General features: G+C 69.3%; 13 protein-coding genes and 1 pseudogene. 8 read left to right on the top strand and 6 right to left on the bottom strand.

Going from position 1 to position 13,793, the window contains the following annotated elements:
• From VFH59_RS09585 to VFH59_RS09570, 4 genes are all read left to right on the top strand, one after another.
• A partial coding sequence (locus VFH59_RS09585; protein WP_325164666.1) for an efflux RND transporter periplasmic adaptor subunit occupies positions 1-1,004 on the top strand: 1,004 nt, incomplete at its 5' end.
• Positions 1,005-1,085: 81 nt separating this feature from the next.
• Complete coding sequence (locus tag VFH59_RS09580) at positions 1,086-1,772, top strand: ABC transporter ATP-binding protein (protein ID WP_325164665.1); 687 nt, start codon at positions 1,086-1,088, stop codon at positions 1,770-1,772.
• Positions 1,773-1,783: 11 nt separating this feature from the next.
• Positions 1,784-2,950, top strand: coding sequence for an ABC transporter permease (locus tag VFH59_RS09575; protein WP_325164664.1), 1,167 nt, complete (start codon positions 1,784-1,786; stop codon positions 2,948-2,950).
• Positions 2,951-2,960: 10 nt separating this feature from the next.
• Entirely contained in the window at positions 2,961-4,277 is a 1,317-nt protein-coding gene (locus VFH59_RS09570) for an ABC transporter permease (protein ID WP_325164663.1), read from the top strand.
• Between the two features lie 53 nt (positions 4,278-4,330).
• On the opposite strand, the gene VFH59_RS09565 is transcribed toward VFH59_RS09570, so the two are convergent.
• The 5 genes from VFH59_RS09565 to VFH59_RS09545 all read right to left on the bottom strand — a co-directional run bounded on the left by VFH59_RS09565 (position 4,331) and on the right by VFH59_RS09545 (position 8,600).
• On the bottom strand, positions 4,331-5,746 hold the full coding sequence (locus VFH59_RS09565; RefSeq protein WP_325164662.1) for a short-chain fatty acid transporter: 1,416 nt from the start codon (positions 5,744-5,746) through the stop codon (positions 4,331-4,333).
• Between the two features lie 172 nt (positions 5,747-5,918).
• On the bottom strand, positions 5,919-6,833 hold the full coding sequence (gene yedA, locus VFH59_RS09560) for a drug/metabolite exporter YedA (protein WP_325164661.1): 915 nt from the start codon (positions 6,831-6,833) through the stop codon (positions 5,919-5,921).
• Positions 6,834-6,864: 31 nt separating this feature from the next.
• On the bottom strand, positions 6,865-7,251 hold the full coding sequence (locus tag VFH59_RS09555; protein WP_325164660.1) for a VOC family protein: 387 nt from the start codon (positions 7,249-7,251) through the stop codon (positions 6,865-6,867).
• Between the two features lie 143 nt (positions 7,252-7,394).
• A complete protein-coding gene (locus VFH59_RS09550; RefSeq protein ID WP_325164659.1) occupies positions 7,395-8,255 on the bottom strand; it encodes a methylated-DNA--[protein]-cysteine S-methyltransferase in 861 nt (286 codons plus the stop codon).
• Between the two features lie 72 nt (positions 8,256-8,327).
• Entirely contained in the window at positions 8,328-8,600 is a 273-nt protein-coding gene (locus tag VFH59_RS09545) for a hypothetical protein (protein WP_325164658.1), read from the bottom strand.
• Between the two features lie 76 nt (positions 8,601-8,676).
• Between VFH59_RS09545 and VFH59_RS09540 the strand changes: the two genes are divergently transcribed.
• Positions 8,677-9,018, top strand: coding sequence for a Rieske (2Fe-2S) protein (locus VFH59_RS09540; protein WP_325164657.1), 342 nt, complete (start codon positions 8,677-8,679; stop codon positions 9,016-9,018).
• Positions 9,019-9,181: 163 nt separating this feature from the next.
• Here VFH59_RS09540 and VFH59_RS09535 read toward each other — a convergent pair whose 3' ends face one another.
• A complete protein-coding gene (locus tag VFH59_RS09535; protein WP_325164656.1) occupies positions 9,182-10,264 on the bottom strand; it encodes a polysaccharide biosynthesis/export family protein in 1,083 nt (360 codons plus the stop codon).
• 668 nt (positions 10,265-10,932) lie between these two features.
• Here VFH59_RS09535 and VFH59_RS09530 point away from each other — a divergent pair.
• The 3 genes and pseudogenes from VFH59_RS09530 to VFH59_RS09520 all read left to right on the top strand — a co-directional run.
• The gene (locus tag VFH59_RS09530) at positions 10,933-11,370 is read left to right on the top strand and encodes a low molecular weight protein-tyrosine-phosphatase (RefSeq protein WP_325164655.1); all 438 of its coding nucleotides are present in this window, start codon (positions 10,933-10,935) and stop codon (positions 11,368-11,370) included.
• 24 nt (positions 11,371-11,394) lie between these two features.
• A complete protein-coding gene (locus VFH59_RS09525; protein WP_325164654.1) occupies positions 11,395-13,611 on the top strand; it encodes a polysaccharide biosynthesis tyrosine autokinase in 2,217 nt (738 codons plus the stop codon).
• A 40-nt stretch (positions 13,612-13,651) separates the two neighbouring features.
• A pseudogene (locus VFH59_RS09520) lies at positions 13,652-13,793 on the top strand (UDP-glucose 6-dehydrogenase); the annotation flags it as partial.

Genomic DNA, 13,793 nt, shown 5'->3' with positions numbered 1-13,793 from the left:
GCTATGTCACTGCCCGGCGCCAGGCGACGGTCTCCGCGCAGATCACCGGCACGCTCACCGACGTGCTGATCGAGGAAGGCGACCACGTCACCAAGGGCCAGGTGCTGGCGCGGCTGGAGGACAGCGCCTACCGCGCCAACCTCGAGGCCGCCCGGGCCAGCGCCCGTGCAGCGCAGGCGCAGGTGGGCCAGCTCCAGGCGCAGCTGGCCCAGGCCCGCCACGATGCGGCCCGGCAGGACGCGCTGGTCGGCCGCGGGCTGGTCGCCAGGCAGGCCGCCGAACAGGCACACACCCAGGTCGATGCGCTCGCCGCCCAGCTCAGCGCGCAGCGCCGCCAGGCCGAGGCCGCGCGGGCGCAGGCGCAGGTGGCGCAGGTCAACTTCGACTACACCGTGGTGCGCGCGCCGTTCGACGGCGTGGTCACCGACAAGGCCGCGCAGGTCGGCGAGATCATCTCGCCGCTGTCGGCCGGCGGTGGCTTCACCCGCACCGGCGTGGGCACGATCGTCGACATGGATTCGCTCGAGGTGGACGTGGACGTCAACGAGGCCTATATCGGCCGCGTCAAACCGCACATGCCCGCCGAGGCCGTGCTGGACGCCTATCCCGACTGGCGCATCCCCGCCCACGTGATCGCCATCGTGCCAGCCGCCGACCGCGGCAAGGCCACGGTGAAGGTGCGCGTGGCGCTGGAAAGCCGGGACGCGCGCATCGTGCCGGACATGGGCGTGCGCGTGTCGTTCCTGGAAACCCGCCCCAAGGCCGCGGCGCAGGCGCCACGCGGCGTGCTGGTGCCGGCGGCGGCCATCGCACAGCGCGATGGCCATGAGGTGGTCTTCGTGGTGCAGGGCGAGCGGGTGCAGCAGCGGCGCGTCCAGGCGCAGCCGCATGGCGACGAGCGCCTGCTGCCGGAAGGCGTGCAGCCCGGCGAGACCGTCGTGGTCTCGCCACCGGCCGCCCTGCGCGATGGCGCGGCGGTGCGTGTCGAGAACAAGCAGTCCTGAGCGTCGATGCAGTGGCGGGCGTCCGCTCGACGGGCGCGCGCGATGGCTAAGCAAACCATTACGGCTGACTGGAGAAAGCCCATGGGCAACCTGATCGAAACCCGCGACCTGGCCAAGGTCTATACCCGCGGCAAGCAGAAGGTCGAAGTGCTGCACCACATCGACCTGGACATCGGCGAGGGCGACTTCCTCGCCCTGATGGGCCCGTCCGGCTCGGGCAAGACCACGCTGCTCAACCTGATCGGCGGGCTGGACACCCCGAGCGCCGGCAGCATCAGCGTGGGCGGCCAGCGCATCGACCAGCTCGGCGCGGGCGCCCTGGCCAAGTGGCGCGCGGCCAACGTCGGCTTCGTGTTCCAGTTCTACAACCTGATGCCGATGCTGTCGGCGCAGCGCAACGTGGAGCTGCCGTTGCTGCTGACCAAACTCTCTTCCGCCGAACGCCGCCAGCGTGCATCGATCGCACTGCAGCTGGTGGGCCTTGGCGAGCGCGCCTCGCACAAGCCCAGCGAGCTGTCCGGCGGCCAGCAGCAGCGCGTGGCGATCGCCCGCGCGATCGTCTCCGACCCCACCCTGCTGGTCTGCGACGAGCCTACCGGCGACCTGGACCGCCAGTCCGCCGAGGACGTGCTGGGCCTCTTGCGCACGCTCAACCGCGAGCACGGCAAGACCATCGTGATGGTTACCCACGATCCCAAGGCCGCCGAGTACGCCAACCACACCCTGCATCTGGACAAGGGCACGCTGGTCGAGCAGGCGATCGCCTGAAGGAGGCTCGCATGAAATACCTGCACCTGATCTGGGCCGCCCTGTGGCGGCGCAAGACGCGCACCCTCCTCACGCTGGTATCGATCCTGGCGGCGTTCCTGCTGTTCGGCATGCTCGACGGCGTGCGCACCAGCTTCGCCAACGCGGGCAAGAGCGCGGCCGGCGCCGAACGCCTGCAGACGGGCTCGAAGCTCTCCTTCATCGAGACCCTGCCGCAATCGCTGCAGGCCCGCATGGAGCAGTTGCCCGGGGTGAAGATGGTGGCTTACGCCAACTGGTTCGGCGGCGCCTACCAGGACCCGCACAACCAGATATTCACTTTCGCGGTGAGCGACAACTACGTCGACATGTATCCGGAGGTCAGCGTGTCGCCGGCCGAACGCAAGGCCTTCGAGCAGACCCGTACCGGCGTGCTGGTCGGCGACGTGCTGGCCAAGAAGTACCACTGGAAGGTCGGCGACAAGCTGCCGCTGCAGTCGAACATCTACCCCAACCGCGACGGCAGCAAGAACTGGAGCTTCGACATCGTCGGGCTGATGCATGCCACCAGGCCCGAGGACCGGCAGTTCCTGCAGGGCGGCATCCTGATGCACTGGAAGTACTTCGACGAGTCCAATCCGTACAACCGCGGCCAGGTCGGCTGGTACGTCACCCGCGTGGCCGACGCCGGCCAGTCCGACCGTGTGGCGCGCGCCATCGACGCGCTGTCGGCCAACTCCGACCACGAGACCAAGACCCAGACCGAGCAGGCGGCGATGGCGGCGTGGATCAAGCAGATGGCCGACGTGGGCTTCATCGTCGTGTCGATCATGGGCGCGGTGTTCTTCACCCTGCTGCTGCTGACCGGCAACACCATGGCGCAGGCGGTACGTGAGCGCACCTCGGAGCTGGCGGTGCTCAAGACGATCGGCTTCTCCAGCGCGAGCGTGCTCGGTCTGGTGCTGGCCGAGTCGGTGGCATTGGTGCTGCTGGGTGGCGTGCTCGGCCTCGGACTGGCGGCGGTGCTGGGGCCGGTGCTCAGCGCCGGCAGCGGCGGAATGGTCAGCATGCCGCCGGTGGGCGCGGCCAGCTGGGCGGTGGGCCTGGCGCTGATGGTGGCGATCGGACTGCTCGTCGGCGCGTTGCCGGCGATGCGCGCGATGCGCCTGAACATCGTCGATGCACTGGCCGGGCGCTGAGGAGACAGCCATGAAGACATTTCTGCGAGGACTGCTGCTTGCTATCGTGGTGGTGGCGAGCATCATCGCCTGGGCCCGCTTGCCCTGGCCCGCCCTGCTGGTGGTGGCGGTGCTGTTCCTGCTGTGGATGCAGCTGACCCGCACCGGGCGCCAGGCCGGTTCGGCCACCAGCGTGGGTGTGAGCACGCTGCCGCAGCGCATCGGATCGTCGTCGGTCGTGGTGGTCGGCATCGCCGGTGTGGTGGCGGTGCTGGTCTCGCTGCTGGCGATGGGTGTGGGCTACAGCGAGGCGCTGAGCAAGAGCGGCGCCACCGACACCGCCATCGTCATGCGCGACGGCTCGGCCTCGGAGGTTTCCTCCGTGCTCGACCACGACAGCATCGTTGCGATCGCGGAGGCTCCAGGGATCGCGCGCGATGCGGCAGGCAAGCCGATCGCCTCGCCGGAGCTGGTGGTCGCGGCCAACCTGCCGCTCAGCGACGGCAGCGGCGACGAGGGCAGCGTGCAGGTGCGCGGCGTCGGCGACCAGGCGTGGGCGTTGCGGCCGGAGGTGAAGATCGTCGCCGGGCGCAAGTTCAAGCCGGGCCTGCGCGAGCTGGTCGCCGGCACGGGGGCGCAGCGCCAGTTCGCCGGGCTGGAGCCGGGACGCCAGATCAAGCTGGGCAGCCAGACCTGGACGGTCACCGGCATCTTCGCCTCGGGCAACGCGATGGACTCGGAGCTGTGGGGCGATGCGGACATCGTCGCTTCGGCCTACCGGCGTGGCAGCAGCCGCACGTCCGTGTTCGCCCGCCTCACCGGGGCCGGCGCCTTCGATGCGTTCAAGGCCGCGCTCAAGGGCGATCCGCGCTTACAGGTGGACGTGCAGACCACGCTCGACTACTTCAGCAAGCAGTCCGAGCAGACCACCAAGGCGATCCGCATCATTGGGATCGTGGTAGGCGTGATCATGGCGATCGGTGCGGTGTTCGGCGCGCTCAACACCATGTTCGCCGCGGTCGCCGGGCGGGCCCGCGAGATCGCCACCCTGCGCGCGATCGGTTTCCGCGGCACGCCGGTGGTGGTCGCGGTAATGCTCGAGACCATGTTGCTGGCACTGATCGGTGGCGTGCTGGGCGGGATCCTGGCCTGGCTCGCCTTCAACGGCTTCGCCGCATCGACGCTCGCGGCGGGCACCACGGCCACGATGAGTTTCCGGCTGCACGTAACGCCGGCGCTGCTATGGACCGGGCTGAAATGGGCACTGGCGATCGGCTTCATCGGTGGCCTGTTCCCGGCCGTGCGCGCCGCACGGTTGCCGGTGACCACGGCATTGCGCGAGTCCTGACAGACAAGGGGCGGGGAGCGCGGGATCTGCCCGCGTGCCCCGCTCCGGCCCGGTCAAGGCATCAGCGGCGGCACGTACGCCAGCGTCAGCCCCAGCGCCCACAGAAGACCGAGCACCAGCGGCACGTGCACCAGCAACTGGATGAAGGTGAAGCCGACCACCTCGCGTGCCTTCAGGCCCAGCACGCCCAGCAGCGGCAGCATCCAGAACGGATTGACCAGGTTGGGTAGCGCCTCGGCGGCGTTGTAGACCTGCACCGCCCAACCCAGGTGCACGTGCAGGTCGCGGGCGGCCTGCATCACGTAGGGCGCCTCCACCAGCCACTTGCCGCCACCCGAGGGCACGAAGAAGCCCAGCACCGCCGAGTAGCCACCTATCACCAGCGGGAAGCTGTCGGTCGTGGCCACGCGCACGAACATCCCGGCCAGCCGGTGGGCCAGCGTGGCGCCGTCCGCGCCGGGTGCGTGGGTGAGCAGGGCGGCGATGCCACCGTAGAGCGGGAACTGGATCAGCACGCCGGCAGTCCCGGGCACCGCGCGCGCCACTGCGTCGAGGAAGCTGCGCGGGCGCCAGTGCAGCAGCAGGCCCGCGGTGAGGAACAGCAGGTTGTAGGTATCCAGGTCGGCGATCGCCACCGTCACCGGCAGGCTGGCAAAGCGCCGGATCAACCAGCCCAGCCCCAGCGCGCCGACCAGCAGCGACAGCAGCGGGCTGTACTCCAGCCATTCCCCCGGCCGCGTGCGTGGCGGCAAGGCGGGCACCGCGTCCGCGTCGGCGACGCCGCAGTCGCGCGCGGTGCGTGCGTCCTCACCGGTCGGTGCGGTGAGCCAGCACACCAGCAGCGAGGCGGCGATCAGCACCGCGGTGAGCAGCAGCGACTGCCACAGGAAGATCGTCTGCGTGAAGGGCAGCACCCCGGTGATCGCCAGCAGTCCCGGCGGCATGCTGCCCGGGTTGGCCTGCAGCTGGGCGGCCGAGGAAGACAGGCCCATCGCCCACACCGCGCCCAGGCCCAGGTAGGCCGCGGCGCCGGCTGCGCGGTAGTCCATGCGCAGCTCCCCGCGCCTGGCCAGCGCACGCACCAGCAGTCCGCCGAACACCAGCGAAAAGCCCCACGACAGCAGCGAGGCCAGCATGCTGGCCAGCGCCACGTAGCACACCGCACCGCGTCCGCTCCTGGGCGCGCGCGCCAGGGCACCGATCAGGCGCGCCACCACGGGCGCCGTGGCCACGACATGCCCGCCGATCACCACGAATACCATCTGCATGGTGAAGGGGATCAGGCCCCAGAACCCATCGCCGAACACCTGCGCGGTGGTCGCCGCGGTGGCGCCGAAGCCGAGTGCCAGCAGCGCGACCAGGGCCACGCCGAGGGCGGCGAACACCCAGGCGTCGGGAAACCAGCGTTCCGACCAGGCGGCGCTGCGCAACGCGGCGCGCGCGAGCAGGCCTTGCTGCGTGGGGTTCATGCCGCTCTCCGCTGTGTTCGCTTGCGGCATGGTGGCCGGCGGCTTGCGCCGGGACAAGCGGCGCGAGAGCAGGGTGGCGCAGGGGGGTGCCAGGTGCGGTCGTTTGTCGGGCTTTGCCCGGCGACGGGATGCCGGGCAAAGCCCGAAGGTGCGCTCCCGCCGGGAGCCCTCGCTAGCGGGCGGGCTTTTTCGCCATGGTGATCACGCACACGCCGAGCAGGATGATCGCCATGCCCGCCAGGTCGAACGGACCCACGTGCTCGCCGGCCAGCAGGACGCCGAACAACACCGCCACCGGCGGGTTGACGTAGGCGTAGCTGGTCGCCAGTGCCGGCCGCGCGTGCTTGAGCACGTACAGGTAGGAGCTGAAGGCCACGATCGAACCGAACAGTGCGAGGTACACGACCGCCGCCGTGGCGCGCACCGTCGGATGGGCGGGAAGCTGCTCGCCCGTGCCGAAACCGAGCAGCAGCAGCGCGGCGCTGGCGCAGAGCATCTGGGCGGAAGTGTTCATCGGGCCGGCCGGCATGTCCTGGCGCTTGCTCCAGGCGGAGCCGAACGCCCAGCTCATCGCCGCCACGATCAGCGCCAGCGCGCCCAGCCGCGAGCCGGAAAGGCCGCTGCCCAGGTTCAGCACCACCACGCCGGCGAAGCCGACCAGCAGTCCGACCGTCTCGCGCCGGCTCGGCCATTGGCCGTACATGCCGGAGAACACGGCGGCGAACAACGGCATGCTGGCCACCGCCACCGCGGCGATTCCCGAGCTCAAGCTCTGCTCGGCGAAGCACACCAGGCCGTTGCCGCCCAGCAGCAGCAACACGCCGGTCACCGCGGCGTTGCGCCATTGCCGCGGCGTCGGCGGGCGCACGCCACGCAGGCGCAGGAACACGTACATCGCCAGCCCAGCGCCGAGGAAGCGCACGCCGGCGAGCAGGAACGGCGGGTAGCTTTCCAGCGCGTAGCGGATGCCGAGGTAGGTCGAGCCCCAGATCACGTACAGCGCGAACAGGGCGAGCGGGATCAGCAGGCGCGGTTCGTCCAGCCTGCGGACGGCGGGAGCGGCGGTAGAGGGGTCGATGGCGGACATGGCAGGGGTGTCGTGCTGGGGGAAGGGGAAATCAGTCGGCCGTGCGGGTGCCGATCCACCAGACATGGCCTTGGGGATCACGAAGGCCGGCCGTGCGGTCGCCGTAGGGCTGGTCGGTCGGCGGGGACAGGCTGCTCGCGCCGGCGGCGAGGCCCGCGGCATGGCAGGCGTCGACGTCGGGCACGTAGACGTGGGTCGAGCAGCGCACCGGATCGCGCCCGTCAGGCCGCTCGCCCAGCATGACCACCGAATCGTCGATACGCACTTCCGCATGCATGATCGAGCCGTCCCCGCGCGCCTTCCGGTACAGCTCCCTTGCGCCGAAGGTCGCCTGCAGGAAGGCCAGCATGAGGCTCGCGTCCGCCACGAGCAGGTAGGGCGACACGGCGTGGTGGCCGGCGGGCTTGTACGTGGGCATGGGCGGGATCCGTCAGGACGGGGCAAGCGCCGGCAGCCGGCGGAGCCGGCGTCGATGCAGAGGTGTTGCCCGAAGCGCGCAACGATAGCGGGAGCGGAACGGCCGCGGTAGCGCGGAGTTCTCAATCCAGCCTTGAGCACCGGTCAAGACGCGCGACGCCGCTCCGGCGCGGCGGCGCGCTCGCGCGCCAGCAGCTCGCGCTTGCGTTCCACCCCCCAGCGCCAACCGCCCAGCGAGCCGTCCTCGCGCACCACGCGATGGCAGGGCACGATCAGCGCCAGGCGGTTGTTGCCGCAGGCGTTGCCGATCGCGCGCGCCGCCCGGGGATCGCCCAGCTCCGCGGCGAGCGCGCGGTAGCTGCGGGTCTGGCCGGCGGGGATGCGGGTCAGCGCCTCCCACACGCGCCACTGGAAGGCGGTGGCGGCGATGTCCAGCGGCGGCATGGCGGGCGCGGCGGCGTCACTCCAGCCCAGCTCGCTGGCGATGCGTGCGATCACCGCGTCCAGCCACTCCTCGCGCCCGGCGTCCACGCGCTCGCGCGTGGCGCGGGGGAACTCGTCGGCCAGGCCGTGTTCCAGTGCCGCGTCGTCGTCGCCCAGGTTGACCGCGCAGATGCCGCGCGTGGTAGTGGCCACCAGCAGCCGGCCCAGCGGGGTGGCGGTGGTGGTGTAGCGGATGCTGGCGCCGGCGCCGCCGGCGCGGTAGCTGGCCGGGGTCATGCCAAGCAGGCGGTTGCTGTGTTCGTAGACCCGGCTGCCCGAGCCGAAGCCGGCCTCGTAGACCGCGTCGGTCACTGCCGCGCCATCGCGCAAGGCTGCCTTGAGCTGGCCGAAGCGGCGCGAGCGATGGTATTCGGCCGGACTCATGCCGAAGCGCCGGCGGAAGGCACGCTGCAGGTAGGTGGGACTCAGTGCGACCGCGCCGGCGAGGGCATCCAGGCTGGGCGCGGTTTCGGCCTCGTCGAGCAGCCGGCGGGCCTGTTCAAGGGGTTCGATGGCGGACATGGCGGCATTCCGGGTTCCAGAGGGCGCCAGTCTGGACGGATGGCCGCGATCGAACCATCCGCATCTTGCGCCTCAACGGGCGACCGGACGGCCCTCGTGCAGCACCACGAAGTCGCCCTCGAGCACCTGCGGGCGCGTGCCGGCGGCAGGCGCCGCGCGGCCGACCGCACGCGTGCGGTTCCACTGGCGCAGCGCCAGCCACAGGCCGCCGCCGACCAGCAGGACACCGGCCACGACCAGGCCGAACACCAGCATCACGCCCACCACGGCGACGCCCAGGACCAGCGACAAGGCGCGCGCGAGCGGGTGACGGGAACGGGGCGAGGGCAGCTGGAACAGGCGCATGTTAAAAATCCGTGTGGTAAAATCAACGACTTACGTGCGCAACGATGGGGCCTCCACGCCCCCGAGGCAAGTGCCGATGGACCTACCCCCCGGGGCGCTTTGCCGCCTTGATCACATTCCCGACGGTACGGCCGTGGCGGTCGATGCGGTGCTGCCGGACGGACCGGACAATCTCATCGTGCTCCGCGACGGAGAGCAGGCGCGGGCCTGGATCAACGTCTGTCCGCATGCCGGACGGCGGCTGGACTGGGCGCCGGGCCAGTTCCTGATCAGCCGCGGCACGCTGGTGTGCGCCGTGCATGGGGCGAGTTTCCGCACCGGGGACGGTCTGTGCGTCGGTGGGCCCTGCCGCGGCCAGTCATTGCGGGCGGTGGCGGTGAAGGTGGAGCGCGGAGTGGTCTGGCTGGAGAGCGATTGAGCGTCCTCCCCTGGCGGCGAGGCAGGCCGCCGGCCCACCCAGGGCAGGTGCTTCTCCCCGGGGGGCGGGCTGAGGTGACAAAAAAAAGAAGGCCCGGCGTGCGCCGGGCCTTCTTTTTGGTCCTTGCCAGCGGGCCCTCCCTGGCCCGCCAGCCCAACTTGCGTCAGAGGTTGTTGGCGCGGTCCGCGGCCCCGGCGGTCTGATAGATCAGGCCCGACAGCGGCAGCAGCTGGCTCAGGAAGCGGTTCCACTTGGTGATGCCGGCGGCGCCCACGAACACCACGTCGCCCGGCAGCACGCGGAAGTTGTCCGCCAGGGCATACGAGGCCGGCGAGCGCGCATTCAGATGGAACACCTGCGCCGGGGTCTGGCTGAGCTTCTCCGAGCCGCGGATCACGTACACCGCATTGCCCGAGGAGGTCACCGGGCTCAGGCCGCCCGCGCGACCCAGCGCCTGGGTGAGCGTCAGGGTGGTGGTCTTGAAGGTGATCGCCTGCGGGCGGATCACCTCGCCCACCACATAGACCTCCTTGTTGTCGTTGTACGGCAGGAACAGCTTGTCGCCCGGCTTGAGGTAGATCGGCTTGCCGTTGTCGGACTGGCTGATCTGGGTCAGATCCAGGTGATAGGTCTGGCCGTCACGGGTCAGCGTGAAGCCGGACAGGTCGGCATTCTGCGTATCGATGCCCGCCAGGCCGATCGCCTGCGACAGCGTCACCGGGACCGAGTTGAGCACCTGCGCGTCGGTGTGCTGGAACGCGCCCTCGAGCGTGACCCGCTGGCTGCCATAGCCGACCACGTTGACGTCCACCTGCGGCTGGCGCACGAAGCTGCTGAGCTTCTTCGTCAAGGACTGGCGCAGTTCCTCGACGGTGAGGCCGGCGGCCTTGATGGTGCCGGCATACGGGTAGAACAGCGTACCGTCCGGTCGCACCAGGCGGCCGTTGGCCACCGTCTGCTGCTGCGAGCCCGCCGGCGAGGTCAGTTCCGGGTGGTCCCACACGGTGATGTAGAGCGTGTCGCCCGGGCCGATGCGGTAGTCCTGCGGCTGGTAGGAAAGCAGCTCCGGCGGGATCGCGGCCGGCTGATTGCGGCTGTCGACCAGCTCCGGCGTGATCTGCACCAGCTGCATGTGGCTGTCCTCGCGCTGCAGTGCGCCCTCATCCATGCGCTGGCCGGGGACGATCGCGCAGCCGTTCAGCGCGAGGGCGAAGAGAAGGAGGGCTACTGCGGGTAGCGTTTTCATAATGCGTCCTTTCTGCTGGGCCATTACGGGATAATCGTGACGAATTAATGAAAGCATTCGCCGGATGCGCCCGCTTAATGGCGGTTGTGGCTAATGGCTACGGTTAATGTGAGCGGGTGTATCCGTGGGTTTTGCCGCTTGCTCCCCGGTGCGACGTGACCGGCATCGCCGACGCAACCTTGGCACTTCGTCCACCCACGCCGCCGAGCAGCGCGGCGGGAGGGGCACCGGCCTGCGCCAGTGCCGGGCGGGCATATCCCGCGGCCGGTGGCATGGCGCGCGATGCCTTGTGCGCCAAGGCCTGGCCGGCCACCAGCAGGCCGGCGAGCGGAAGCACAAGCTTCAACAAGTACATGGGTTGGGCCCCCCCGAAGGTTGAACGGTTGCCAAGCGGGCTCGACGAATCTAACGCGATCATTCGTGAATGCCGTGAGAAAGCAGGGTCTTCAAGTTGGCGATATGCCAAGCCCAGCCAGCGTGAAGAAAAGATGCACTCGTGAAAGCATTTTCTTCACGTAAATGAAGGGAGTGTCCAACATGATTTTTTCACGGAACAGGAGTTTAGACTGCCGACTCTCTCCCGACCGGTCCGGCGCTCACCGCGCGATCGGTCGGCGGGCGTATCGACAGGGGCCACATGGCCTTGGGTATTCGGGAGTGTGCGGATCGTGTTCAACAGCATCCTCGTGGTCTGCCTCGGCAATGTCTGCCGCAGCCCCGTGGCGGAATTCCTGTTCCGGCGCGAACTGGGCGAGCGCGACATCCGGGTCAGCAGCGCCGGCATCGGCGCGCTGGTCGGGCGGCCAATCGACGAGAACGCCGCGGCGTTGCTCGAGGACGACGGCATCGATGCCAGCGAGCACCGCGCACGCCAGCTGGAAGCCTCGATGCTCCGCGAGGCGGACCTGGTCCTCACGATGGATCGCCGGCAGCTGAACTCCGTGGTGCGACTTGCCCCGGAAGCCAGCGGCAAGGTGTTCCTGTTCGGCAAGTGGCACGCCGCGGATGGCGACGTGCCGGATCCCTTTCGGCGTTCGCGCCGAGTGTTCGAGCAAGTACACGCCTCAATCGAACGTGGCGTCGGCAGTTGGCTGCGCTACCTGTGAACCCCTCAGCCTAGGAATCGGGCTATGACCACCAAACAGACCTTCCCGTCCTCACCGCGTCGCGATGACGACATCGACCTGCATGCGCTGCTCGGCACGTTGCTCGACCACAAGTGGTTGATCATCGGCGTCACGGCGGTGTTCTTCGTGATCAGCGTGGTGTACGCCACGCTGACCACGCCGATCTACGAGGCCACCGCCACGGTGCAGGTGGAGCAGAAAGTCCCCAGCCTGCCAGGCCTGGACGACCTGTCGCAGACACTGGGCACGTCCTCTTCCCAGGCCACCACCGAGATCGCCCTGATCACCTCGCGCACGGTCATCGGCCAGGCGGTGAACAACCTCAAGCTGGACATCACGGCCAAGCCGGAGCACTTCCCGGTCATCGGCGACTACATGGCGCGCAGCTACAACCCGCAGATGCCTGGCGACGTGGCGCCGCCGTTCATGGGCATGGACAGCTACGACTGGGGCGGCGCCGAGCTGGACATCTTCCAGCTGGACGTTCCCTCGGCGCTGCTGGACAAGCCGCTGCGCCTGGTCGCCGGCGAGCACGGCACCTACACGCTGACCGACGCCAGCGACAACGTGCTGCTGGAAGGGCGCGTGGGTGAATCGGCCACGGGCAACGGCATCACGATGCAGGTGCAGTCGCTGCACGCCAATCCCGGCACCGTGTTCGACGTGGCGCGCCACTCCCACCTGGGCACGATCACCGCCCTGCAGGGCTCCATCCAGGCGGTCGAGCAGGGCAAGGACTCGGGCATCATCGTGCTCACCTACGACAACCCCGACCCGGCGCTGGCCACCCAGCTGCTCGATCAGATCAGCGCGCTCTACGTGCAGCAGAACGTGGAGCGCAACTCCGCCGAAGCGGCCAACAGCCTGAAGTTCGTCAAGGAGCAGCTGCCCAAGGTCAAGATGGACCTGGAGAAGGCCACCGCCGCGCTGAACGCGTTCCAGATGCGCGCGCACTCGGTCGACATCAGCCTGCAGACCAAGGGGCTGCTCGACCAGACCGTCGCACTGGATACGCAGATCGAAAACCTGCGTATGCAGATGGCCGACGTCGAGCGCAAGTACACCTCCAACCATCCGACCTACCAGGCCCTGGCGGCGCAGATCGGCCAGCTGCAGGCCAAGAAGAACGCGCTGGAGAAGCAGGTCGGGCACCTGCCGGACACGCAGCAGGAACTGCTGCGCCTGACCCGCGACGTGCAGGTCAGCAACGAGACCTACACCAACCTGCTCAACCAGGCCCAGCAGCTCGACATCGCGCGTGCCGGCACCGTCGGCAACGTGCGCGTGGTCGATCGCGCGGCGACCAATACCAACCGTCCGGTGTGGCCGCCGAAGCTGATCGTGGTACTGGCCGGCACCGCCCTTGGCGGCCTGCTCGCGCTCGCCTTCATCTTCATCCGTCAGCTGCTCAACCGCGGCGTGGAAGACCTGGCGGCGATCGAACACGTCGGCCTGCCGGTCTACGCCTGCGTGCCGCTGTCGGCCGCCGAGCGCGAGATCACCGAGCGCAACGGCCGCGTGCGGCGAGGGGCGTACGCCCAGCACCTGCTGGCGCAGAGCGCGCCGGATGACCTGGCGGTGGAGGCGCTGCGCAGTCTGCGCACCAGCCTGCACTTCGCCCGCCTCGAAGCGAAGAACAACCTGCTGATGATTTCCAGCCCGGGCCCGGGCGCCGGCAAGACCTTCGTCGGTTCCAACCTGGCGGCGGTGATCGCGCAGGCCGGCCAGCGCGTCCTGCTGATCGACGCGGACATGCGCAAGGGCGCGCTGCACACCGTGGTCGGCGGTCGCCCGGAGCAGGGCCTGTCGGAACTGATTTCCGGCCAGATCGGCCTGTCCGAGGCGGTGCGCACGGTGGAGGGGGCGAACAACCTCTACTTCATCTCGCGCGGCAAGGTCCCGCCGAACCCGTCCGAACTGCTGATGCATTCGCACTTCACCGCGTTGCTGGAGAAGCTCAAGCCGCGCTTCGATCTGATCATCATCGACACCCCGCCGATCCTGGCGGTGACCGACGCGGCGGTGATCGGCCACCACGTGGGCACCAGCCTGATGGTCGTGCGCTTCGGCGTGAACCAGGCGCGCGAGATCGCGCTGGCCAAGCAGCGCTTCGAGCAGAACGGCGTGCCGGTCAAGGGCGCGATCTTCAACGCGGTCGAGAAGCGCAGTGCGGGCTACTACGCCTACGCGTACTACGAGTACGCCGGCGCCAAGGCCTGACCCCGCTCCCTCCCTTGAATCGAAAGGACATCGCATGACACTGAAAGTCACCCTGTTCGGCACCGGCTACGTGGGCCTGGTCACCGGGACCTGCCTGGCGGAAATGGGCAACCGCGTGCTGTGCGTGGACGTGGACGCGGCCAAGGTCGCGCGCCTGAAGCACGGTGAGGTGCCGATCTACG

This window comes from Frateuria sp. (genome assembly GCF_035695185.1).
GTDB lineage: Bacteria > Pseudomonadota > Gammaproteobacteria > Xanthomonadales > Rhodanobacteraceae > Frateuria_A.
The sequence above is the reverse complement of the archived record's forward strand: the minus strand, read 5'-3'. Positions and strand labels throughout refer to the sequence as shown.

What these genes read in the sequence shown, in the direction of transcription:
- VFH59_RS09580 (WP_325164665.1), top strand. Translation starts at nt 1,086, where the DNA reads ATGGGCAACCTGATCGAAACCCGCGACCTGGCCAAGGTCTATACCCGC.
- VFH59_RS09575 (WP_325164664.1), top strand. Translation starts at nt 1,784, where the DNA reads ATGAAATACCTGCACCTGATCTGGGCCGCCCTGTGGCGGCGCAAGACG.
- VFH59_RS09570 (WP_325164663.1), top strand. Translation starts at nt 2,961, where the DNA reads ATGAAGACATTTCTGCGAGGACTGCTGCTTGCTATCGTGGTGGTGGCG.
- VFH59_RS09565 (WP_325164662.1), bottom strand. Translation starts at nt 5,746, where the DNA reads ATGAACCCCACGCAGCAAGGCCTGCTCGCGCGCGCCGCGTTGCGCAGC.
- yedA (WP_325164661.1), bottom strand. Translation starts at nt 6,833, where the DNA reads ATGTCCGCCATCGACCCCTCTACCGCCGCTCCCGCCGTCCGCAGGCTG.
- VFH59_RS09555 (WP_325164660.1), bottom strand. Translation starts at nt 7,251, where the DNA reads ATGCCCACGTACAAGCCCGCCGGCCACCACGCCGTGTCGCCCTACCTG.
- VFH59_RS09550 (WP_325164659.1), bottom strand. Translation starts at nt 8,255, where the DNA reads ATGTCCGCCATCGAACCCCTTGAACAGGCCCGCCGGCTGCTCGACGAG.
- VFH59_RS09545 (WP_325164658.1), bottom strand. Translation starts at nt 8,600, where the DNA reads ATGCGCCTGTTCCAGCTGCCCTCGCCCCGTTCCCGTCACCCGCTCGCG.
- VFH59_RS09540 (WP_325164657.1), top strand. Translation starts at nt 8,677, where the DNA reads ATGGACCTACCCCCCGGGGCGCTTTGCCGCCTTGATCACATTCCCGAC.
- VFH59_RS09535 (WP_325164656.1), bottom strand. Translation starts at nt 10,264, where the DNA reads ATGAAAACGCTACCCGCAGTAGCCCTCCTTCTCTTCGCCCTCGCGCTG.
- VFH59_RS09525 (WP_325164654.1), top strand. Translation starts at nt 11,395, where the DNA reads ATGACCACCAAACAGACCTTCCCGTCCTCACCGCGTCGCGATGACGAC.